This window comes from Bradyrhizobium sp. Leo170 (genome assembly GCF_004296405.1).
In the GTDB taxonomy this organism is placed as follows: Bacteria; Pseudomonadota; Alphaproteobacteria; order Rhizobiales; family Xanthobacteraceae; genus Bradyrhizobium.
The window spans coordinates 1-21,487 of sequence record NZ_PSRR01000087.1 but is presented as its reverse complement, the minus strand read 5'-3'; the positions used below and the strand labels follow the sequence as shown (position 1 = coordinate 21,487).

The following is a 21,487-nucleotide window of genomic DNA, read 5'->3' as shown; positions in this document are numbered from 1 at the left end:
CTTTTTATGGCTGCATAAAATGCACCGTTTTGCTATGCGTTGAAGGGCCTGCATTCATGGCCTGACAGCATATCTCCCGGCATTTCCCGCCCCCTTGCCGGCCCAGCGCATCTTTGAAACGCTGTTGTCAACGGGGAGAACCCGATGGACAAGAACGAAAAGCGGGAGTGAAACGAGATGCGCCTTCAAGATCGTGTCGCCATCATCGTCGGCGCCGGCCAGAGCCCCGGCGAGGGCATCGGCAACGGCCGCGCCACCGCGCTCACCTTCGCGCGCGAAGGCGCCAAGGTGCTGTGCGTCGACCACCACCTGGATTCGGCGCAGGAGACCGTCGACATGATCGCGGCAAAGGGCGGCACCGCTGCAGCCTTCAAGGCCGACGTGACGAAGAACGCCGAGATCAAGGCGATGGTGGCGGATGCGCATCAGCGTTGGGGCAAGGTCGACATCCTGCACAACAATGTCGGCGTCAGCCTCTCCGGCGGCGATGCCGAACTGCTCGAGATCAGCGAAGAGGCGTTCGACCGCTGCGTCGCGATCAACCTCAAGAGCTGCATCCTCGCCGCCAAGCATGTGATCCCGATCATGCGCGCGCAGCGAAGCGGCGCCATCATCAACATCTCGTCGATGGCCGCGATCACGACCTATCCTTACGTCGCCTACAAGGCGACGAAATCGGCGATGATCGCTTTCACCGAACAGCTCGCCTATCAGAACGCGCGATACGGCATTCGCGCCAATGTGATCCTGCCCGGCCTGATGAACACGCCGATGGCAGTCGACACCCGCGCCCGCGAATTCAGGAAGAGCCGTGCCGAGGTCGAGGCCGAGCGTGACAGCAAGGTGCCGCTGCGACGGAAGATGGGCACCGGCTGGGACGTCGCCAATGCCGCACTGTTCTTGGCTTCGGATGAAGCGAGTTTTATTACCGGTGTCACATTGCCTGTGGACGGCGGTGCCAGCGTCCGGCGCGGTTGAAAGGTGCGTAGCCCGGGTGAAGCGCGAGCGTAACCCGGGACCGCCTGCGAATGTGGATGAGATGCCCCGGGTTACGCTTTGCTCCACCCGGGCTACACGTCAGGAGCACTGCTGTATCACCTGGTTAAGATTCAATGGATGGCTTGAAAATATTGAAGAATTCCAGCCACACGATGATGTGACGGTCTATCCCCGTAATTCGAAATCCTGACTCGTTCTGGTCGCATGTTCTTCACGAGCGCTCGGTAATACGCGCCCCGTCGATGGTTAACGAATCCGAGGGACCATGAACGACGAATTCGACTACGAACTGACAACGGATCAGTGGGAAGTTCTCAAAGCGTTGCGTGCACCTGCAGCAAACCCTTCGAGAATAAGCAGGTTTGCGGTCGAAAGCCTGATCACGCTCGGGCTCGCCGCGATGCGCGGCGATTCGCTCGCGTTAACACCTGCCGGACGCAAGGTGCTGGTGCGCGGTTCGTCGAAACTGCTGCAGGACCTCGCCGCCTGAGGCGAGGTGTGTGAGCACACGCGGCGTCATGCCGCGTGTGCCTTTGTTGGAATGGTAGCTTCGCCGTGATGCGTCAGCGGCTTCATGCCGGTGGCGCTGCGGAGCAGCACGTAGAATACCGGCGTCAGGAACAGACCGAAGATCGTGACGCCGATCATGCCCGAGAACACCGCGACGCCCATCGCGCGCCGCATCTCGGAGCCCGCGCCGGTCGACAGCACCAGCGGCAGCACGCCCATGATGAACGCCATCGACGTCATCAGGATCGGGCGAAGACGCAAGCGGCTCGCCTCGATCGCGGCGCGAATCGGCGAACGGCCGGCGAATTCCAACTCGCGCGCGAACTCGACGATCAGGATCGCATTCTTCGCCGACAATCCCACCAGCACGATCAGGCCGATCTGGGTGAAGATGTTGTTGTCGCCACCCGAAAACCAGACACCGAACATCGCAGCCAATAGTCCCATCGGCACGATCATGAGGATCGCGAGCGGCAGCGTCAGGCTCTCATAGAGTGCAGCCAGCACCAGGAACACCAGCAGGATCGCCAGCGGGAAGACCCAGAGGCCGGAATTGCCGGCGATGAACTCCTGATAGGTCAGGTCGGTCCACTCGAAGGCAAATCCCGGCGGCAGCACTTCGGCGGCGATCCGCGTCGCCGCTTCCTGCGCCTGGCCGGACGAATAGCCGGGCGCCGCGGCGGCGTTGATGTCCGAGGACAGGAAGCCGTTGTAGCGGATCGCGCGCTCGGGCCCTGCGCTCTGGCGGATCTTCAACAGCGCCGACAGCGGCACCATGTCGCCTGAGGACGAACGCACCTTCAACTGGCGGATATCGTCGGCGCGGGCGCGGAACGGCGCGTCGGCCTGGACATAGACCGAATAGGTGCGGCCGAATTTATTGAAGTCGTTGACGTAGTAGGAGCCGAGATAGATCTGCAGCGTGTTGAAGACTTCCGTCACGGGCACGCCGAGCTGCAACGCCTTGGTGCGGTCGATGTCGGCATAGAGCTGGGGAACGTTGACCTGGAAGCTCGAGAACAGGCCTGCGATCTCCGGCGCTTTCGACATCGCCGCCATGAACGCCTTGGTCGCATCGTTGAGCGCGTCATAGCCGAGGCCGGCGCGATCCTCGATCTGCAGCTTGAAACCGCCGATGGTCCCTAAGCCGTTGACCGGCGGCGGCGGGAACATCGCGATGAAGGCCTCCTGGATGCCGGCATATCTCTTGTTCAGTTCCGCGGCGATCGCATTGCCGCTGAGCGAAGAGCTCTTGCGCTCGTCGAACGGCTTCAGCGTCGAGAACACGATGCCGGCATTGGAGGAGTTGGTGAAGCCGGAGATCGACAGCCCTGGGAACGCCACCGAGCTTTCGACGCCGGGCTGGGTCAGCGCGATGTCGCTCATCTTGCGGATGACCTCTTCGGTGCGATCGAGCGTCGCGCCGTCAGGCAGCCGCGCGAAGCCGACCAGATACTGCTTGTCCTGGCCCGGGACGAAGCCGCCCGGCACCTGCCTGAACAGCACGACCGTGACGCCGATCAGGAGCACATAGACGCCCATCACGGCGGCCTTGCCGAAGATCACCTGGGTGACGCTGCGGCCGTAATTCTCCGAGGAGCGCGTGAAGACGCGGTTGAAGCCGCGGAAGAACCAGCCCAGGGCCTTGTCGAGGATGATCGTAAGCTTGTCCTTGGGCTCGTGATGGCCCTTCAACAGCAGTGCCGAGAGCGCCGGCGACAGCGTCAGCGAGTTGATGGCCGAGATCACGGTCGATATCGCGATCGTCAGCGCGAACTGCTTGTAGAACTGCCCGGTGAGGCCGGAGATGAAGGCGAGCGGCACGAACACCGCGATCAGGACCAGCGCAATCGCGATGATCGGGCCGGACACTTCCTTCATCGCCTGGTAGGTGGCCTCCCGCGGAGAAAGCCCAGCCTCGATATTGCGCTCGACGTTCTCGACCACGACGATGGCGTCGTCGACGACGATGCCGATCGCGAGCACGAGGCCGAACAGGCTGAGCGCGTTGATGGAGAAGCCGAACACATGCATCACCGCGAACGTGCCGACGATCGACACCGGCACCGCGAGCAGCGGGATGATCGAGGCGCGCCAGGTCTGCAGGAACAGGATCACAACCAAGACGACCAGCACGATCGCTTCCAGCAGCGTGTGCACCACCGCCTCGATCGAGGAGCGCACGAACTGCGTGGGATCGTAGACGATCTTGTAGTCGACGCCGTCAGGCATGTTCTTCTTGATCTCGGCCATGGTCGCGCGGACCTTGGTGGAGATATCCAGCGCGTTGGAGCCGGGCGCCTGGTTGATCGGGATCGCGACCGCCTGCTTGTTGTCGAGCAAGGAACGCAGGCCGTATTCGGAGGCACCGAGCTCGATGCGGGCTACGTCGCGCAGGCGCACTACCTCGCCGCGGGAGCCGGTCTTCACCACGATCTCGCCGAACTGGTCCTCGCTGGCGAGCCGGCCTTCGGCGTTGACGGAGAGCTGCAGGTCGATGCCCTTGACGCTCGGCGAGGAGCCGACAACGCCGGCGGCGGCTTCCACGTTCTGCGCCTGGATCGCCCTGACGATGTCGCTAGCAGTCAGGCCGTGCTCGGCGGCCTTCTGCGGATCGACCCAGACCCGCATCGAATAGTCGCCGGCGCCATAGAGCTGGACGTCGCCGACGCCGTCGATCCGCGCCAGCCGGTCCTTGACGTTGAGCACCGCGTAGTTGCGCAGATACGTCATGTCGTAGCGGTTGTTCGGCGAGAGGAGATGCACGACCATGGTGAGGTCGGGCGAGCTCTTCTTGGTGATGATGCCGAGCTGGCGCACCACCGCCGGCAGCCGCGGCTCGGCCTGCTGCACCCGGTTCTGCACCAGTTGCGTCGCCTTGTCGGGATCGGTGCCGAGGCGGAAGGTCACCGTCAGCGTCATCGCGCCGTCGGTGGTCGCCTGGCTGCTCATATAGAGCATGTTCTCGACGCCGTTGATCTGCTCCTCGATCGGGGTAGCAACCGTTTCCGCGATCACCTTCGGATTGGCGCCGGGATAGGTCGCGCGCACCACGACTGACGGCGGCACGACATCGGGATATTCCGAGATCGGCATCGCGAACAGCGAGATCAGGCCGGCGAGGAAAATCAGGACCGAGAGGACGCCTGCAAAGATCGGTCGGTCGATGAAGAACTTTGAGAGATTCATGGGTCTGTCCCCGCTTAAGCGGAGCCTTACAATGTGATCAATTCAGTTGAAGCCGAACTTCCCCTTCTCCCCGCGTACGGGGAGAAGGTCGGGATGAGGGGAGCTTCCGCATCACCGCGTTGCGATGTGCTTGTTGTCTTCGTTGGCGGCCTGCTGGGTGTTGCGCGCGCCCATTTCGGCGACCTCCATCTTCAGGAGAGCGCCGGGGCGCACGCGCTGCAGGCCATTGACGACGATGCGGTCGCCGGACTTCAGGCCCGAGGTGACGATGCGCAGGCCGTCGACGGAGCCGCCGAGCGCGACCGGACGGTAGACCGCGCGATTGTCCTCGCCGACCACCATCACGAACTTCTTGTCCTGGTCGGTGCCGATCGCACGCTCATCGACCAGCACAAGCGTCTGCCTCTCGGGCTGGCCCATGCGCACGCGTGCGAACTGACCCGGGATCAGGCGGCCGTCATCATTGCGGAACACCGCACGCACGCGGATGGTGCCGCTCTGGCCGTTGACCTGGTTGTCGATGAGCTGGATGTGGCCCTTGGCAGTGGTGCCGCCGGAGGTCGTCATCTCGACCGGGATCCGGTCGAGATTGCCGCGGGTGCCGGAAGCGTCCGCAATCGAGTTCAACGCGCGCAGCACCACCTCCTCGTCGGCATCGAAGCTGGCATAGATCGGATTGATCGAGACCAGCGAGGTCAATACCGGCGAGGCCGTGCCGGCGGCGACGAGATTGCCGACGGTGACCTCGAACTTGCCGACGCGGCCGTCCACGGGAGCGCGCACCTCGGTGTAGTCGAGATTGAGCTTTGCGGTTTGCAGCGTCGCTTCGGCAGCCTTGACGTTGGCAATCGCCTCGCGATTGGCATTGTCGCGCTGGTCATAGTCGCGCCGGGTCACGACCGCGTTGCCGACGAGCTGCGCGCCGCGCTCGAGCTCGCTCGTCGTGAAGACCACGCGCGCCTTGGCGGCCTCGAGCTGCGCCCTCGCCTTGTCGACCTCCGCGGCGTAAGGCGCGGGATCGATCTTGAACAGGACGTCGCCGGCCTTCACCAGCGAACCCTCAGTGAAATTGGTCGCCAGGATCGCGCCGGCGACACGCGGCCGCAGCTCGACACGGTCGATGGCCTCGAGCCGGCCGGAGAAATCGTCCCACAGGTTGGCCTGTCGGGGTTCGATGGCCGCGACCGTCACGGCGACGGCCTGCTCCGGCGCGGCGGCCGCACTGGTCGCCTGCGCGGCATAAAAATAGCGGCCGGAAAGGACCGATCCGGCCGCCGCGACGGCGCCAACGATCACAATACCGCCAACAATGCGTCGGAATCGGCCAGAACGGGGGGTAATGCGGGCGGGGGGCATTTGCGCGCTCCATAATGTAGTGAGCGCTACAAATGTGGAGCTGGACGCCGGTCCGCAAGATACTTATGTAGCGGATGTTAAGAAATTTTCAGGGAGCACGCAATGGCGATGGGCAGGCCCCGGGCGTTCGACGCCGACGCGGCGCTGGACCAGGCGATGGAAGTGTTCTGGCGGCACGGCTATGAGGGCGCGACGATCGCGCAACTCACTGAAGTCATGGGCATAAATCCGCCAAGCCTGTACGCGGCCTTCGGCAGCAAAGAGGGCCTCTTGAAGGCTGCGCTCGATCGTTATAGCGCCAAGCGCGCTTGCTGGCTGGAAGAAATCGTGAGCGCGCCGACCGCCCGCGAGGTGGCCGAGCGCATGCTGATGGGCACTGCCGACAGCCAGACCGACCCCGCCAACCCACCCGGCTGCCTTCTGGTCCAGGGCGGCCTTGCCTGCGGCACCGGCTCGGAAAACGTTCCCTTCGAACTCGCCGCCCATCGGGCGCAGACCGAGAACCAGCTCCGCGAGCGCTTCGTAAGGGCGAAGGCCGAGGGCGACCTGAAGGAAACCGCTGACCCCGCCGCGCTCGCGCGCTATCTCTCCGCAGTCATCGCCGGTATGGGCGTGATGGCCTCGTCCGGCGCCGACCGCGAGGCGCTTCGGCAGGTCGCGGCGGTATCGGTGAAGGCAATCGAGGAGCAGAGCAATTCGTAGCGACCGGCAATGAGGCATTGGAGCGGCTGGCTGCCAGGTCTCGACACCGTCCGTCGATATGAAGCGGCGTCGCTTCCGCATGATCTTTTCGCCGGGCTCGTGCTGGCGACCATGCTGGTCCCGGTCGGGATTGCCTACGCGGAAGCGTCGGGCTTGCCCGGCATCTATGGTCTGTACGCAACGATCGTTCCGCTGCTGGCCTACGCGCTGTTCGGCCCCAGCCGCATCCTTGTGCTGGGACCGGACTCGGCGCTGGCAGCCGTCATCCTCGGCGTTGTCGTTCCGTTGTCGGGTGGCGATCCCATGCGCGCCGTAGCCTTGGCCGGCATGATGGCCATCGTTTCCGGGACGGTATGCATTCTGGCCGGCATCGTGCGTCTGGGGTTTGTGACCGAGCTTCTCTCCAAGCCGATACGCTACGGCTATATGAACGGCATTGCCCTGACCGTATTGATCAGCCAACTGCCAAAGCTCTTCGGCTTCTCCATTGAGAGCGCAGGACCGTTGCGGAGCATGTGGTCGATCGCCGACGCAATCCTTGAAGGCAAGACCAACCGGGTCGCATTCGGGATTGGGCTCGGCACGTTGATCGTTATTCTCCTGCTCCGGAACAACAAGCGACTGCCAGGCATCCTGATTGCGGTGGTCGCAGCGACGGTCATTGTCGCTGCGCTGGATCTCGGGCCCCATTACGGCGTGACCGTTCTGGGTTCTCTTCCGAAAGGATTGCCGGGCTTCGCCATTCCCTTGATCGGCTATAACGACATATGGCCAGTCATGCTCGGAGGTTGCGCCGTCGCGCTGATATCGTTCGCCGACACCAGCGTGCTGTCCCGCGCCTTTGCCGCACGGCTGAGCACGCAGACCGATCCCAACCAGGAGATGGTGGCGCTCGGCGCCGCCAATCTGGCCACCGGCTTTTTCCAGGGCTTTCCGATCAGCAGCAGCAGTTCGCGCACGCCGGTTGCGGAAGCCGCCGGCGCCCGCACGCAACTGACCTGTGTCGTCGGCGCGCTGGTCATCGCCCTTCTTCTGCTGGCAGCGCCAAACCTCCTTCAGCATTTGCCCAACGCCGCGCTCGCCGCCGTCGTCATCGCCGCGGCGATCGGGTTGTTCGAAGTCACCGACCTCAAACGAATCTATCGCATCCAGCAGTGGGAGTTCTGGCTATCGATCGTCTGCTTTGTCGGCGTGGCCGTGCTCGGGGTCATTCCGGGAATTGGTCTCGCAATCGTCATCGCCATCGCCGAATTCCTATGGGATGGGTGGCGCCCGCACTCGGCCGTGTTGGGCCGCGCCGACCGCGTCAAGGGTTATCACGACATCACCAGATATCCGGATGCACGCCAGATCCCGGGGCTGGTGCTGTTTCGGTGGGATGCGCCGCTGTTCTTCGCCAACGCCGAGTTCTTCAATGAGCGCGTTCTGGACGCCGTGGCGAAATCACCAACGCCCGTGCGCTGGCTGGTCGTTGCCGCGGAGCCGGTCACCAGTGTGGACGTCACCGCCGGCGATACACTTGCCAAGCTGGACGAGACGTTGCAGGCACGGGGTATCGAGCTTCGTTTTGCGGAGCTCAAGGATCCCGTAAAGGACAAGCTGAAGAAATTCGGATTGCTGGCGCAGCTTGGCGAGGACAACTTCTTCCCGACCGTCGGCGCCGCCGTTTCCGCCTACCTCGAAATCAATAGCGATGTTGAATGGGAGGACTGGGAAGAAAAAGCCGGCCGCTAGGGTGTGTACTCTTAACGGCGTACATGTCAGCTTCTGACGGCCAAGCGGAAATCTTACGATCGGGCGGAGCATTGCCGCTCGTGACCCCGACTCGGACATTGGCCTCTAGCGGTACGCGGCCCCGGTGTGATTTGATTAATTGCAACATGCGTTCTTAGAACGTTTCAGCAGTCACAGGAGCAACCTTGGATATTGCTCTGATATTTCAGTTGGTAGCGGCGATCATCATCGCGTTGTTCGTAGCGTACAACTTGTTTCATTATGTACTTTTTCTTTTGGTGACCCAACCGAAGGACGCGAGCAAGATAGGCCACGAGCTGAATCAATTCGAGCAACTCCAACTCGTCGAGTGGACGCCGCAGCCGAGCGACTTTCTCAAGCACGATGACGAGAAGCGTACGTATGATGACGTGTTCAGCACGTATCGCGACGAGCAGGCGAACTACAGCACCTGCGTTTTCCCCCGAGTAGCATTTTCGCGCCCATACGAAGCCGAATATGTTCTTCTGAAGCTAAGGGACGGGATGCGGCTGTTAGATCTCGGCTGCGGATCTGGCGCGGCGGCCGACTACCTCGCCAGCCGGCGCAATATCGAAATTCTGTGTGTGACCAATTCAGCTGTTCAAGCGGACATCTGCCAACGGAAATTTGCTAAACTTGGTGGGCGTGGACAGGTGATCGTTGCCGACTTCGACAGCCTCGATCTTCCGAGTGAACATTTTGATGCCATCTATGCCCTCGAATCGATAGGCTACACTAAAGACTTGGACGCTTGGCTAGCGAGGTGCTGGCGGATGCTCAAGCCGGGAGGACGCCTTTTAATCCGGTCGCCGGGGTCGCTGGATCATTGTCACCGTAAGGAGGATTACCTGAGCGTCACGGTCTTCTTCGACAATTGGCGCTACAATTTTGTCGGCGCCAATCTTCTCGTCTACAAGATGCGCCGACTCGGCTTCAAACCGATCCGTTATCGGCGACTACCATTCTGGGCTTGGGGCATGACCTGGAACTTCATTCAACACATGCTGTTGTGGAAGTACAGGCTAAGGATGCGCACATTCGTCGAATTGGAACGGATCATTTGGCGTACTTCGAAGGTATTTGTTTTTGGCAACCCGTACAACACGGTGCTGGCCACCAAGCCCACGACCACACCACCTTGCTCCCAGATTCTTACATCCTCGGAAGCAGTTGCCGATCAGCATGCACCATCGGTGGCGGGCCGGGATTCATGACAGGTCCCAATGATGGGTCCAATATGCGCTGCTTTCGCCCTCACTTGTTTCACTGCTCCTGCATTTGCTGAAACTTGTACCGTTTCCCGCTACGGCTACGGCGGGGATCGAACCGCGTCCGGCGAACGGATGAATCCAAGCGCGATGACCGCAGCGCACCGTTCCAGACCGTTCGGCTCTCACGTCACCGTCACCTCACATTCGACCGGGCGAAGCGTTACGGTTCGGATAAATGACCGAGGCTGTTTGTGAAGGGACGGTGCATGGACCTGTCGAATGGCGCGGCCCGTGTACTCGGCATGGGTGGGACTGCAATAGCCTCTTTCTGCTGAGGGCGAAATGAGCACGAGTGGCGATCCGCGCCATTAGGCGCCGCGCATCCGCTCAGGAGACCGTGACCAACTCAGCGCATGGGGCTCGCATCCGCGAACCCCGCCGAGCGCTTTGCGACTTCAGGCCTTGTGATGGACAGTCTGCAGGCCATAGACCGGCGTCGGGATGCCCTCGTAGCGCGCTTTCAACTGCAGGGAAAGAAATTGCGAGTAATGGCGCGACTGATGCAGATTGCCGCCGTGGAACCACAGGCCTTCCTGCTGCGTCGGCTTCCACATGTTGCGCTGTTCGCCTTCCCATGGGCCGGGGTCCTTGGTCGTGTTCGAGCCGAGCCCCCAGACCTTGCCAACCTTGTCGGCCATTTCCGGGTTGATGAGGTCGGCAACAAAGCCGTTCATCGAACTGTAGCCGGTGGCGTAGACGATTACATCGGCGGGCAATTCCTTGCCATCGTCGAGCCTCACGCCGTTGGGCGTGATTTCCTCGACCTGACCTGCGACCAGCTTGACCTTGCCGTCGATGATGAGCTGCGAGGCGCCCACATCGATGTAATAGCCCGACCCGCGACGCAGGTACTTCATGAACAGCCCGGAATCATCGTCGCCGAAGTCGAGCCGAAAACCGGCTTTCGTTAGCCCCGCGTAGAAATCGGCGTCGCCCTCGCGGATCTTGTCGTAGACGGGCTTCTGCAGCCCAGCCAGGATCTTGTAGGGCAGCGAGGCGAAAATCAGATCGGCCTTCGCCGTCGTCATGCCCCCGCGCACGGCGCGCTCGGAATAGAGGTCCGCTATCGATTCCATCAGCGAATCCGAGCGCACGATATGGGTAGTCGAGCGCTGTACCATGGTCACGTCGACACCGGCCTCGTACAGCGCGGCGCAGATGTCATGCGCGGAATTGTTCGAGCCGATCACGATTACCTTCTTGCCCTTGTAGCGGTCGGCTCCTGGATGACGCGAGGAATGGTGTTGCTCGCCCTTGAAGGCGTCCATGCCCCTGAATTGCGGCAGGTTCGGCTTGGCCGACATACCGGTCGCAAATACCAGTTGCTTCGGCTTCAGCGTGATCTCCTTGCCATCCCGCTCGACGACGACGGTCCATTCGTGGTGAGCGTCGTCCCAGTCGGCGTGTTTGGCCGTGGTGCCGGTCCAGTAGTTCAGCTCCATGACCTTGGTGTACATCTCCAGCCAGTCGCCGATCTTGTCCTTGGGCGAAAATACCGGCCAGTTCTTCGGGAAGTCGATATATGGCAAATGATCGTACCAGACCGGATCGTGGAGGCAGAGCGACTTATAGCGGTTGCGCCAGGAATCGCCGGCACGGTCGTTCTTCTCCACGACGATGGTGGGCACGCCGAGCTGGCGCAACCGCGCTCCGAGCGCGATGCCGCCCTGGCCGCCGCCTATGACCAGCACATAGGGCTGGGTCTTGACGCCGAGCTGCTCGGCTTCCTCGTCGCGCAATTCCTTCCAGGTTTTGGCGCCGGGATTGACGCCGTGCCGGGCGCCGAGCGGCCGGCTGAAACCCGCCTTTTCCTCGTGACCTTTCAGTTCGACCATCGTAGTCAGAAGCGTCCAGATCTGGCCGTTCTGGAGGCGGACCAAGCCGTAGCCGCGCGCTACCTCGGTCTCGAACGAAATCCAGCATTCGGTCACGCCGCCGGCTTCGGTCGCGCTTTCCCCTTCAGCGATTTTCCAGTTGCCCGGCTTTGCGCGCGCAAGGCAAGAGCTGAGCATTTCCCGGACCTGATCGCGACCTTCCATGGTCTTTATGTTCCAGGTGAAAGCAACGAGGTCGCGCCAGTAGCATTCCGGTGCGAACATTGCCACGGCGGCATCGAGATCACCTGCCGCAAGCGCCGCTTCGAATTTGTCAAGAAAGACCTGGAAATGGGCGTTACTCGTGGTGTCGAGCATCATTTCCTCCCGGGGGGCAGCGTTTAGTTTTTCTGCAATTATCTTATCCGAACTATCGAGCGAATCCAGACTTGCTCGGCCCGATTTTCCTGTCGGCGTTCACGCTTCTCAGCGCCCTCCCACGGGCTGCCATCGTGCCGCTATCAGAGCACAGCGGACCTGATAGACCCAGATCTGGGGCGCGGGGATTTATGAGTACACGTCCTGGTGTCTCGCGCACCGATGCAGTTCGACCTGATCTGTGATTCAGATCGCCTGATCCATGACAGTGGCCTCGTCGCCGGACCATTGCCAGCGTCCGCCGCCGGCACGCTTGGCGGCATAGAGCGCGCGATCGACCTGTTCGAGCAACGAGGCCGTGCCGACGGTTGCGTCGGAGGCAAGCTCGGTCACCAGGATGCCCGCGCTGGCGCCGATCCGCGCCGGCTTCTGCGCGACAAAGAAGGGCAGCGACAGCGCCTCGACCACCCGCTTGGCGAGCGCCACGGCGGCATCTTTCCCCGCCGGCCCGTCTTCCACCGGACGCAACAGCATGAATTCATCACCGCCAAAGCGGGCAACGGTGCCCTGCGGCCCGATGCAGTGGGTCAATCGTTCAGCGACCTGGCGGAGCAGCGCATCTCCGGCGTGATGGCCGAGGCGGTCATTCACCGATTTGAAACCATCAAGATCGATGGCGATGATGGCGATGCGTCCCGCGGCCTTCTCCAGCGCCGAGAGAAACGCGACACGGTTCGGCAATCCGGTCAGGAAATCATGATGAGCCTGGCGCGCCAGCGCCTGCTGGGCCTCGAGCCGCTCGATGAAGGCCTTGCTGAGATGGCGGGAGGCCTCGCGCAGCGTGATCCAGAACAGGAACAGCATGCAGGAGCCGAGCTTGTAGGCGAGCTCCGGCCGGAGCAGGCCCGCCACGATGGTCGGCGCGAACAGCACGGCCGATGCCGACAGCACGATCCACGGACGCACCGCCGCGCGCGACACCATGCCGACGCAGAAGGACATCGACAGTCCGAAGCTGATCCACGCCCCGGCCGCATCGCCGAGCCGGAGCGCGCGGTATGACAGTAGGCCAAGCCCCACCGAGAACGCCACCGCGCCGATGCCGTAGATATGCTCCCAGCGCAGCACGTCCTGGTCGGAGAAATTCGCCGATCGCAGCTTGTAGAGGTGCAGGCTGTATAGCCGGCTTGCGGCGGTGATCAGAATGAGACAGGAGATCAGGGCATAGCCGATATCCCCGCTGACCAGCGCAAGCGCGATCGCGCCGGCGCCCGATGTCACGGTGATCGCCATGACCTGCGGCATCGACGTGTACAGCAACTTGATCAGTTCGCGGCGAATGCCAGGCTGCACGCCGCCGGACAGGGCTGTCAGTCTCATGGCCGGCACCATGCCGCTGAGTTGCTAAGAATCGGTGTTGCGGGTCGGCCCGGTCGTTGCCAGCTTCATGACAGGCTTAAGGGACCATCAAGGCGGCAGGAGCTCCGTTCTGGAACAAGCACACCGCCGTCATTCCGGGATGCGCCGCAAGGCGCAGGCCCGGAATCCATCGGGCCGCACGCACAAGCGGAGAGATGGATTCCGGGCTCGATGCTATCGCATCGCCCCGGAATGACGACGAGTTTTGTGCGGGGTTACCTCACCACATCGTCTGGCGGGCGCGCTCCGGCCATTCGCGGTCGTAGGTTTCGCCGCCGACCTTGTCCTCGCTCATACTGGCGAGGATCTGGCCCGGGGTCGGCAGCGTCCTGGGATCGACGCGCTTGTCGGGATTCCAGAGGTCGGCGCGGACGATCGCGCGGGCGCATTGGAAGTAGATCTCGTCGACGGTCATGACGATGACGGAGCGCGGCGTCTTGCCTTCCATCTTGAAGGACGCGAGCAGATCCGGATCGATCGAGAGATAAGCGCTGCCGTTGACGCGCAGCGTGGTGCCGGAGCCGGGGATCAGGAACAACAGCGCGACGCGCGGATCCCAGACAATGTTGCGGAGCGAATCGACGCGGTTGTTGCCGCGGCGGTCGGGTATCATCAGCGTCTTGTCGTCATGGAGGCGGACGAAGCCGGACAGGTCGCCGCGCGGCGAGCAATCGATGCCTTCAGGACCGACGGTGGCGAGCGCCGCGAATGGCGACTTCTCGATCAGGATGCGATAGGGCGGCGTGATGTGGTCGGCGACCTTGACGGTGGAAGCATCGTTAGGGAAGCCGTAGATCGCCTCCAATTGTTCGATCGTCGCGATATTTGTCATCGGCTTCCCTTGCTTACTCGTCCCAGCGGCTGCCCCTGACGATCCGCGCGAGCTCGCCTGCGTGATAGTCGGCGGTGCCGACATTGACGATGGTGAAGTCCGGCGCGGCCGTCGTCTCGTCGACGGTGCGGCCGAGCCGATGCTCGATCCGGCCGTCGCTCGCGCGTCCGCGCATCGCCAGTCGTTCGGCCAGCACGTTCGGCGGCGCGGTGATCTGGACCACGACGACATTGGCGTAGGCGCGGCGGGCCACCGATATCACCGTGCGCGAGACGTTGGCGATCACGGTGCGGCCGGCGCGGAGATCGTCATCGACCGCACGCGGCAACGCATAGCTATGGCCATGCGCCTCCCAATGCATCGCATAGTCACCGCGCGCCACCGCCTCGCGGAATGCGTCCGCGCTGACCTCCTCATTGTCCTCGGCGGCTGACGAGGCGCGCGTGATCACGCGGCGCGCAAAGACGGCATTGCCATCCTCGGCACAGGCCGCTTTGGCGAGCCCGAGCAGCGTATCCTTGCCGGCACCGCTCGGGCCGACCACCAGCACCAGGCGGCCGGGACCGATCGCAGCAGGAGTCTCGATTGCAACTGCCCGTGCTTCCGTCATGCGACCCGCTCCCCTTCCCGCCAGACACTGCGCACCACCGGGAGGTCGCGCGCGAGATGCACGCGAATCAGGTCGGCGCGCTTGCCAACCGCGATCTCGCCGCGGTCGGTGAGCCCCACCGCTTCGGCCGGCGCCTTCGTCACCGTGCGCACCGCAGACGCAAGATCGATCGCCGGCACGTGCTGCGGCAGTTGCAGCGCCGCCATCAGCAGGCTCGAAGGGATGTAGTCGGACGACAGGATGTCGAGCAGGCCCTCGCGGGCGAGATCGACAGCGGCGATGTTGCCGGAATGCGAGCCGCCGCGCACCACGTTGGGCGCGCCCATCAGGATGTCGATGCCGGCCGCATGCAGGCCGCGCGCGGCCTCCATCGTGGTCGGGAATTCTGCGACCGAGACGCGGTCGCGCACGGCATCGACGACGTTCTCTTCCGTGGTGTCGTCGTGGCTCGCGAGCGGGATATTGTATTCATGCGCGAGCGCGACGATGGCGCGCATGTTGGTGGCGGCATAGGCTTTCTGGTTGGCGAAGCGCCGGGCGAAGAGCTCGTCGAGCTGGGCGTCGGTCATGCCGCCACCCTTGCCGCGATAGTAGTCGCGCAGCTTCACCTCGTCGCGGAACTGGCGCTGGCCGGGGGTGTGATCCATCAGCGACATCAGGCGCACGTCGGGCCGGTCGATCAGCTCCTTCGCCTCGGCCACCACATCGGGCATCGGAATTTCGCAGCGCAGGTGCAGGAAGTGATCGGCACGGAGCAGATTGCCCCCGCGGGCCGCCGAGATCGCCGCCGCCAGAATGCCGGCGCGGCCGTCGACCTCCTCGGCACCATCCTCGCGCCAGACCCGGAGCGAGTCGAGGACCGTGGTGATGCCCGAGGTCGCGAGCTGCGCGTCATAGGAGATGACGGAGGCGACCGGGTCCCAAAACACTTTCGGGCGCGGCACGTAATGGGCTTCGAGATGATCGGTGTGCAGCTCGATCATGCCGGGCATAATGAGATCGCCGCCGGCATCCTCACTGCCATCGGGCGCGCTCCCCTCACCGAATTCGGCAATGCGGCCGGAGGCCAAGGCGACCCAGCCGCGCTCGATGACGCGGTCGGCCAGCACGAGGCGGGCATTGCCGATGATGGTCTCTCTTGCAGTCATCTCACCCCTTCCCTCTCATGCCGCTGCCCTCTCACGCCGCTGCAGCGAATGACGTGACATCCACGATTCGGTCTGCAATCAGATGACGGATCTCATCGTCATGCACGATCGCGACCATCGCGACGCCGCGGCGTTTCTTCTCTCCGATCAGTTCCACCACCACGGCGCGGTTGGCCGCATCGAGCGAGGCCGTCGGCTCGTCCAGGAGCAGGATCGGCAGATCGGACACGAAGCCGCGGGCGATGTTGACGCGCTGCTGCTCGCCGCCGGAGAAGGTCGAGGGCGGCAGCGCCCAGAGCCTCTCGGGGATGTTGAGCCGGCGCAGCAGTGCCTTGGCCTTGTCGCGCGCTTCCGCGCGCGGCGTGCCGTTGGCGACCAGCGGCTCGGCGACGACGTCGATGGTCGCCACCCGCGGCACCGCACGCAGGAACTGGCTGACATAGCCGACGCTGGCGCGGCGCACGCTCAGGACCTGCCGCGGCTCGGCGCTGGCGAGATCGATCACCTTGCCCTGGTGGCGGATGTCGATCCGCCCGGTGTCGCAACGGTAGTTGCCGAAGATCATCTTCAGGATCGACGACTTGCCGGCGCCTGATGGACCGGACAGCACGACGCATTCGCCCGGCTCGACATGGAACGAGACGTTGCTCACGACAGGCAGTTCGACCCCGCCCTGCAGATGCATGATGAAGGTCTTGGCCGCGTTGGAGATTTCGATCATCGCAGTCATCGGTGCCCTCATGGCGGCAGGATCGAGGAAACGAGCAGTTGGGTGTAGGGCTCGCGCGGGTCGTCGAGCACCTGGTCGGTCAGGCCGGTCTCGATGACGCGGCCGCCTTTCATCACCATCACCCGGTGCGACAAAAGGCGCGCCACCGCGAGGTCATGCGTGACGACGATGGCGGCGAGGTTTAGCTCGCTGACGAGGTTGCGCATCAGATCGAGCAGGCGGGCCTGCACGGAGACGTCGAGCCCGCCGGTCGGCTCGTCCATGAACACCAGGCGCGGCGCAGTGACGAGGTTGCGCGCGATCTGCAGGCGCTGCCGCATGCCGCCGGAATAGGTTTTCGGCGCATCGTCGATGCGGCCGATGTCGATCTCGACGCGTTCGAGCCATGTCGTTGCGGTGTCGCGGATGCGGCCATAGTGATTCCAGCCGATCGCCATCAGCCGCTCGCCGACATTGGCGCCGGCGGAGACCGCCATGCGCAGCCCCTGCGCGGGGTCCTGATGCACATAGCCCCAATCGGTGCGGAACAGGAAGCGCCGCTCGGCTTCGCCGAGCGATGCCAAATCACGCAGCACGCCGTCGCGCATGCGATAGGACACGCGGCCCGCACTCGGCGCGAGCTGCGCCGACAATAGTTGCAGCAAGGTCGACTTGCCCGAGCCGGATTCGCCGACAATCGCGAGCACCTCGCCGGGATGGAGCGAGAACGACACGTCGCGGCAGGCGGCGAGCCGGCCGTAGTTCTTCGACAGGCCGTCCGCGATCAGCAGCGGCTCGTCATCGTCGGGCATGGTCACCGGCTCAGACATGCGCCCTCTCCTTGTGCGGCGCTGCGCTCTGGTGGCCGCGATGGCCTTCGGCCTGGCGCTGCTCGCAATAGTCGGTGTCGGAGCAGACGAACATCCGCCCGCCCTTGTCGTCGGTGACGATCTCGTCGAGGTAGGAGTTCTCCGCGGCGCAGAGCGCGCAAGGCGCATCGAAGCGATACGGCTTGAACGGATGGTCCTCGAAATCGAGCGAGACCACGGTCGTGTAGGGCGGGATCGCGTAGATGCGCTTCTCGCGGCCGGCGCCGAACAATTGCAGCGCCGCGCAATTGTCCATCTTCGGATTGTCGAATTTCGGCGTCGGCGACGGGTCCATCACATAGCGCGCGTTCACCTTCACCGGATAGGCGTAGGCCGTGGCGATATGACCGAAGCGGGCGATGTCCTCGTAGAGCTTGACATGCATCAAGCCGTATTCGGCGAGCGCATGCATGCGCCGCGTCTCGGTCTCGCGCGGTTCGAGGAAGCGCAGCGGTTCGGGGATCGGCACCTGATAGACCAGCACCTGTCCTTCATGCAGTGGCGCCTCGGGAATGCGGTGGCGGGTCTGGATCACGGTTGCGTCCGTCGTCGACGTCGTGGTCGCAACGCTTGCGGTCTTGCCGAAGAATTTGCGGATCGAGATCGCGTTGGTGGTGTCGTCCGAGCCCTGGTCGATCACCTTCAAGACGTCATCGGGGCCGAGGATCGCGGCGGTGACCTGCACGCCGCCGGTGCCCCAGCCATAAGGCATCGGCATCTCCCGGCTTGCGAACGGCACCTGGTAGCCGGGAATCGCGATCGCCTTCAGGATCGCGCGGCGGATCATCCGCTTGGTCTGTTCGTCGAGATAGGCGAAATTATAGGACGGCGCGTTCATTCGGCGGCCTCCTGCAGCGGCTCCGACGTATTGGCGTCGGCGAAGTCCTTGCGCAGCCTGCGTAGCAGGCCGAGCTCGGACTGGAAGTCGACGTAATGCGGCAGCTTGAGATGCTCGACGAAGCCGGTCGCCTGCACATTGTCGGAATGCGACATCACAAACTCCTCGTCCTGCGCCGGCGCACTGACCTCCTCGCCGAGTTCGCGCGCACGAAGCGAGCGATCGACCAGCGCCATCGACATGGTCTTGCGCTCGCTCTGGCCGAAGGCGAGGCCATAGCCACGGGTGAAGCACGGCGCCTCGGTCGCCGAGCCCTTGAACTGGTTGACCATCTGGCACTCGGTGAGTTCGATTCTCCCAAGCGGAACGGCGAAGCCTGCATCCTCGGCGAAGAATTCGACATCGACCTCGCCGAAGCGGATTTCGCCGGCAAAGGGATGGTTGCGGCCATAACCCCGCTGGGTGGAATAGCCGAGCGCGAGCAGGAAACCTTCGTCGGCGCGGGCGAGATTCTGCAGCCGTAGATCGCGGTCGGCCGGGAAGCTGAGCGGCTCGCGCGTGAGGTCGCCGACCGGCGCGTCCGCCTCTGCCTGCGGTGACGGCTCGATCAGACCGTCGTGAGCGAGGATATCGGTGACGCGCGGCGTTTCGGCGGACGATGTTTCGCCGGTCGCAGGCGCCTCCGGCACAAAACCCTCGGCAAGCTGCGGGTCAAGCAGGCGATGGGTGTAGTCGAAGGTGGGGCCGAGGATCTGGCCGCCGGGAATGTCCTTGAAGGTCGCGGAGATGCGGCGGCGGATCTGCATGTTGCCGGTATCGACCGGCTCGGTGGCGCCGAAGCGCGGCAGCGTGGCGCGGAAGGCGCGAACCAGGAAGATCGCCTCGATCATGTCGCCGCGCGCCTGCTTGATCGCGAGCGCGGCGAGCTCGCGGTCATAGAGCGAGCCTTCCGCCATGACGCGATCGACGCCGAGCGCAAGCTGTTCGGAGATCTGCGCAAGCGTGAGCTCCGGCACCTCCCGGTCGCCGCGCCGTTCATGCGCGAGCAGGCGATGGGCGTTCTCTATGGCGCGTTCGCCGCCCTTGACCGCAACGTACATCGTCAGTCCTTCCCATGAGCGAGCCGCGTGGTGCGCGGGATCGCGACAATCTCTTCGCCCGCGACCAGCACGACGTCGATACCGCGCGGAAACAGCGCGGCGTTGACGGCGAGCCGATCGAACAGATCGTGCGGCTCAATGGTCGCGGTCAGCACAGTGGAGCCGTCGATGCCGGGACCGCGCAGTTCGTAGGCCGTGCCGTGCGACAGGCTGCCAATCTGCAGGATCAGCGTGGTCGAGCGATCGGGATATTCGCTGCTGCCGAACGCGAAGCGATCGAGCGCGGGAAGATTCTTGGGATCGCCGATCAGCGCAAAGCCCGCAATCGCGGGATCGCCGGTGATGGGCGCGCCGGTGTGGAACTTCAGCCATTTGGCGATGTCGGGGGTCGACATCGCGCCATCGAGCCAAATCGGCGTGTCATGATCGAACAGCATCAGCGCGATCGCGGCCGTGCCGTGCATCACGCCGGAAGGCGCGCCGGCCGATGCCGCGATTCGCTGCACCGTTCCCGGACGCGCCATCGCGTTCATTACGGAACGGAACGTCGCCTGCGCCGACAACACCTTGTCGGAGAAGCCCGGCGGCAGTTCGGCAACCGTCGTCATGTCCTTAGCCCTCGCCGCGCACCATGGTGTAGAAATCAACCCGCGTCGCCGCCGTCTCCGCGTCCGCCCGGCTTCGTTTCGCGATCATGGCCGTGCGCAGCGGCGCGATCACTTCCTGTTCGACCGCGTCGGCAAAGTCGTCCGATTGCGCCATGGCGTCGCACAACGCGATCAGCCGCGCCTTCTCGTGGTCGCGCCCGAGCGTGTAGCCGAAGCCGACCTGGCCGGTCGAAAGCAGCACCGCCGAGCGCGAGACGGTCGCCTCGCCGAGATTGAAGTGAGCGCCGTCGCCGCCGATCCGACCGCGCACCATCACGAGGCCGTTCTCCGGCTCGCGCAAAGTTTTGTGATCGGGCAGCGCCATCGCTCTGAGCCGGGCCGAAATTTCGGCGGCGTCCGACTGTGCGAGCACCGCCATTCCCGCTCTGCGCTGCGCCCGCCTGCTGTCTTGCTCGGTTTTCGTCATGTCGCGGAACCTTGCCTGACTGAAGTTGTCTATGATAATAGACAACTTGATAAGCAAACGCCATGACTGTTTCATGACAGAGCCATGATTTTCGACAGGACTGGGTTTCCGATATGAGCCTGCAGGACACCACCTCATCGGGCGTCGCGCTGTGGCGACTGGTCGCCGACGGCATCGAGCGCGGCATCGCCGAAGGCCGCTTTGCCGCCGGCGAGAAGCTGCCGGGCGAAATGGAGATCGCGGAGACCTACCGCGTGAACCGGCACACGGTGCGGCGCGCCCTGGCGGCGCTCGCCGAGCGCGGATTGGTGCGCGCCGAGCGCGGCAGCGGCACTTATGTCGAGGTGCAGAAAATCGCCTATCCGCTGCGCTCGCGCACGCGGTTCTCGGAGATCGTCGGCGCCGGCGGCCGTGAGCCGCGCGGGCAATTGATCGATGCGTCGGAAGACGTGGCGAGCCGGGAACTGGCGCGGGAACTCGGACTGAAGGTCGGCGCGCCATTAGTCCGGATCGAGTCGCTGCGGTTCGCCGACCGCGCACCGATCTGCATCTCCACCTCCTGGCTTTCAGCCGAGCGCTTTCCGGGCGCGGGAGAGGTGTTCGCCAGCGTCCGCTCGATGACGAAGCTGCTCGAACATTTTGGCATCCGCGACTATCGCCGCGCCTCGACGCGGATCACCGCCGGCATCGTCGACGCCACCGACGCGGCGCGGCTCGACCTCGCGCTCGGCCGCCCGATCCTGGTGGTCGACTCGACCGACGTCGATCCGGACGACAAGCCGCTGGTGACAAAGCGCTCGCGCTTCGCCGCCGAGCGCGTGGAGTTTTTGGTGGAGAACGGGTGAGATTTTGTAGGGTGGGCAAAGCGAAGCGTGCCCACCATTCCGAGCGGAGTGCTTGATGGTGGGCACGCT

Annotated in this window: 20 protein-coding genes; 7 read left to right on the top strand and 13 right to left on the bottom strand. The window is 63.8% G+C overall.

Going from position 1 to position 21,487, the window contains the following annotated elements; all coding sequences use genetic code 11:
• Positions 1-177: 177 nt before the first annotated feature.
• Positions 178-978 (top strand): SDR family NAD(P)-dependent oxidoreductase, encoded by an 801-nt coding sequence (locus CWO89_RS16965; protein WP_130579924.1) that lies wholly within the window; start codon positions 178-180, stop codon positions 976-978.
• Between the two features lie 286 nt (positions 979-1,264).
• Positions 1,265-1,489 (top strand): hypothetical protein, encoded by a 225-nt coding sequence (locus CWO89_RS16960; RefSeq protein ID WP_130226165.1) that lies wholly within the window; start codon positions 1,265-1,267, stop codon positions 1,487-1,489.
• A 26-nt stretch (positions 1,490-1,515) separates the two neighbouring features.
• Here CWO89_RS16960 and CWO89_RS16955 read toward each other — a convergent pair whose 3' ends face one another.
• Together CWO89_RS16955 and CWO89_RS16950 are read right to left on the bottom strand one after the other, a co-directional pair.
• A complete protein-coding gene (locus tag CWO89_RS16955; RefSeq protein WP_130579923.1) occupies positions 1,516-4,698 on the bottom strand; it encodes an efflux RND transporter permease subunit in 3,183 nt (1,060 codons plus the stop codon).
• A 111-nt stretch (positions 4,699-4,809) separates the two neighbouring features.
• Positions 4,810-6,054: an efflux RND transporter periplasmic adaptor subunit gene (locus tag CWO89_RS16950; protein ID WP_130579922.1), complete on the bottom strand. Its 1,245-nt coding sequence runs from the start codon at positions 6,052-6,054 to the stop codon at positions 4,810-4,812.
• A 102-nt stretch (positions 6,055-6,156) separates the two neighbouring features.
• Here CWO89_RS16950 and CWO89_RS16945 point away from each other — a divergent pair, with 102 nt between their 5' ends.
• The 4 genes from CWO89_RS16945 (at position 6,157) to CWO89_RS16930 (ending at position 9,977) form a co-directional block, all read left to right on the top strand.
• Complete coding sequence (locus CWO89_RS16945) at positions 6,157-6,756, top strand: TetR/AcrR family transcriptional regulator (protein WP_130579921.1); 600 nt, start codon at positions 6,157-6,159, stop codon at positions 6,754-6,756.
• Between the two features lie 9 nt (positions 6,757-6,765).
• Complete coding sequence (locus tag CWO89_RS16940; RefSeq protein WP_130579920.1) at positions 6,766-8,490, top strand: SulP family inorganic anion transporter; 1,725 nt, start codon at positions 6,766-6,768, stop codon at positions 8,488-8,490.
• Positions 8,491-8,675: 185 nt separating this feature from the next.
• On the top strand, positions 8,676-9,725 hold the full coding sequence (locus CWO89_RS16935; protein WP_130579919.1) for an SAM-dependent methyltransferase: 1,050 nt from the start codon (positions 8,676-8,678) through the stop codon (positions 9,723-9,725).
• Between the two features lie 9 nt (positions 9,726-9,734).
• Positions 9,735-9,977 (top strand): septal ring lytic transglycosylase RlpA family protein, encoded by a 243-nt coding sequence (locus CWO89_RS16930; RefSeq protein WP_349644887.1) that lies wholly within the window; start codon positions 9,735-9,737, stop codon positions 9,975-9,977.
• Positions 9,978-10,177: 200 nt separating this feature from the next.
• On the opposite strand, the gene CWO89_RS16925 is transcribed toward CWO89_RS16930, so the two are convergent.
• The 11 genes from CWO89_RS16925 to phnG form a co-directional block, all read right to left on the bottom strand.
• Positions 10,178-11,974, bottom strand: a complete 1,797-nt coding sequence (locus CWO89_RS16925) for a flavin-containing monooxygenase (protein ID WP_165421197.1) — start codon at positions 11,972-11,974, stop codon at positions 10,178-10,180.
• Between the two features lie 246 nt (positions 11,975-12,220).
• Complete coding sequence (locus CWO89_RS16920; protein WP_245476338.1) at positions 12,221-13,354, bottom strand: GGDEF domain-containing protein; 1,134 nt, start codon at positions 13,352-13,354, stop codon at positions 12,221-12,223.
• A gap of 259 nt (positions 13,355-13,613) precedes the next feature.
• On the bottom strand, positions 13,614-14,225 hold the full coding sequence (locus CWO89_RS16915; protein ID WP_130579916.1) for a pyridoxamine 5'-phosphate oxidase family protein: 612 nt from the start codon (positions 14,223-14,225) through the stop codon (positions 13,614-13,616).
• Positions 14,226-14,238: 13 nt separating this feature from the next.
• Positions 14,239-14,835: a phosphonate metabolism protein/1,5-bisphosphokinase (PRPP-forming) PhnN gene (phnN, locus tag CWO89_RS16910; RefSeq protein ID WP_130579915.1), complete on the bottom strand. Its 597-nt coding sequence runs from the start codon at positions 14,833-14,835 to the stop codon at positions 14,239-14,241.
• On the bottom strand, positions 14,832-15,983 hold the full coding sequence (locus tag CWO89_RS16905; RefSeq protein ID WP_130579914.1) for an alpha-D-ribose 1-methylphosphonate 5-triphosphate diphosphatase: 1,152 nt from the start codon (positions 15,981-15,983) through the stop codon (positions 14,832-14,834). The genes phnN and CWO89_RS16905 overlap by 4 nt, the downstream gene beginning before the upstream one ends.
• Before the next feature lie 31 nt (positions 15,984-16,014).
• Complete coding sequence (phnL, locus tag CWO89_RS16900) at positions 16,015-16,713, bottom strand: phosphonate C-P lyase system protein PhnL (protein WP_165421196.1); 699 nt, start codon at positions 16,711-16,713, stop codon at positions 16,015-16,017.
• Between the two features lie 8 nt (positions 16,714-16,721).
• Positions 16,722-17,522: a phosphonate C-P lyase system protein PhnK gene (gene phnK, locus CWO89_RS16895; RefSeq protein WP_130579912.1), complete on the bottom strand. Its 801-nt coding sequence runs from the start codon at positions 17,520-17,522 to the stop codon at positions 16,722-16,724.
• Positions 17,515-18,399, bottom strand: coding sequence for an alpha-D-ribose 1-methylphosphonate 5-phosphate C-P-lyase PhnJ (locus tag CWO89_RS16890; RefSeq protein WP_130579911.1), 885 nt, complete (start codon positions 18,397-18,399; stop codon positions 17,515-17,517). The genes phnK and CWO89_RS16890 overlap by 8 nt, the downstream gene beginning before the upstream one ends.
• Entirely contained in the window at positions 18,396-19,499 is a 1,104-nt protein-coding gene (locus CWO89_RS16885) for a carbon-phosphorus lyase complex subunit (protein ID WP_130579910.1), read from the bottom strand. Before CWO89_RS16885 ends, CWO89_RS16890 begins: the two co-directional genes overlap by 4 nt.
• 2 nt (positions 19,500-19,501) lie before the next feature.
• Positions 19,502-20,107, bottom strand: coding sequence for a phosphonate C-P lyase system protein PhnH (gene phnH / locus CWO89_RS16880; protein ID WP_130579909.1), 606 nt, complete (start codon positions 20,105-20,107; stop codon positions 19,502-19,504).
• Between the two features lie 4 nt (positions 20,108-20,111).
• Positions 20,112-20,573: a phosphonate C-P lyase system protein PhnG gene (phnG, locus tag CWO89_RS16875; RefSeq protein WP_130579926.1), complete on the bottom strand. Its 462-nt coding sequence runs from the start codon at positions 20,571-20,573 to the stop codon at positions 20,112-20,114.
• Between the two features lie 113 nt (positions 20,574-20,686).
• On the opposite strand from phnG, the gene phnF reads away from it, so the two are divergent.
• A complete protein-coding gene (gene phnF, locus CWO89_RS16870) occupies positions 20,687-21,418 on the top strand; it encodes a phosphonate metabolism transcriptional regulator PhnF (protein ID WP_130579908.1) in 732 nt (243 codons plus the stop codon).
• The last annotated feature ends 69 nt before the right edge of the window (positions 21,419-21,487 follow it).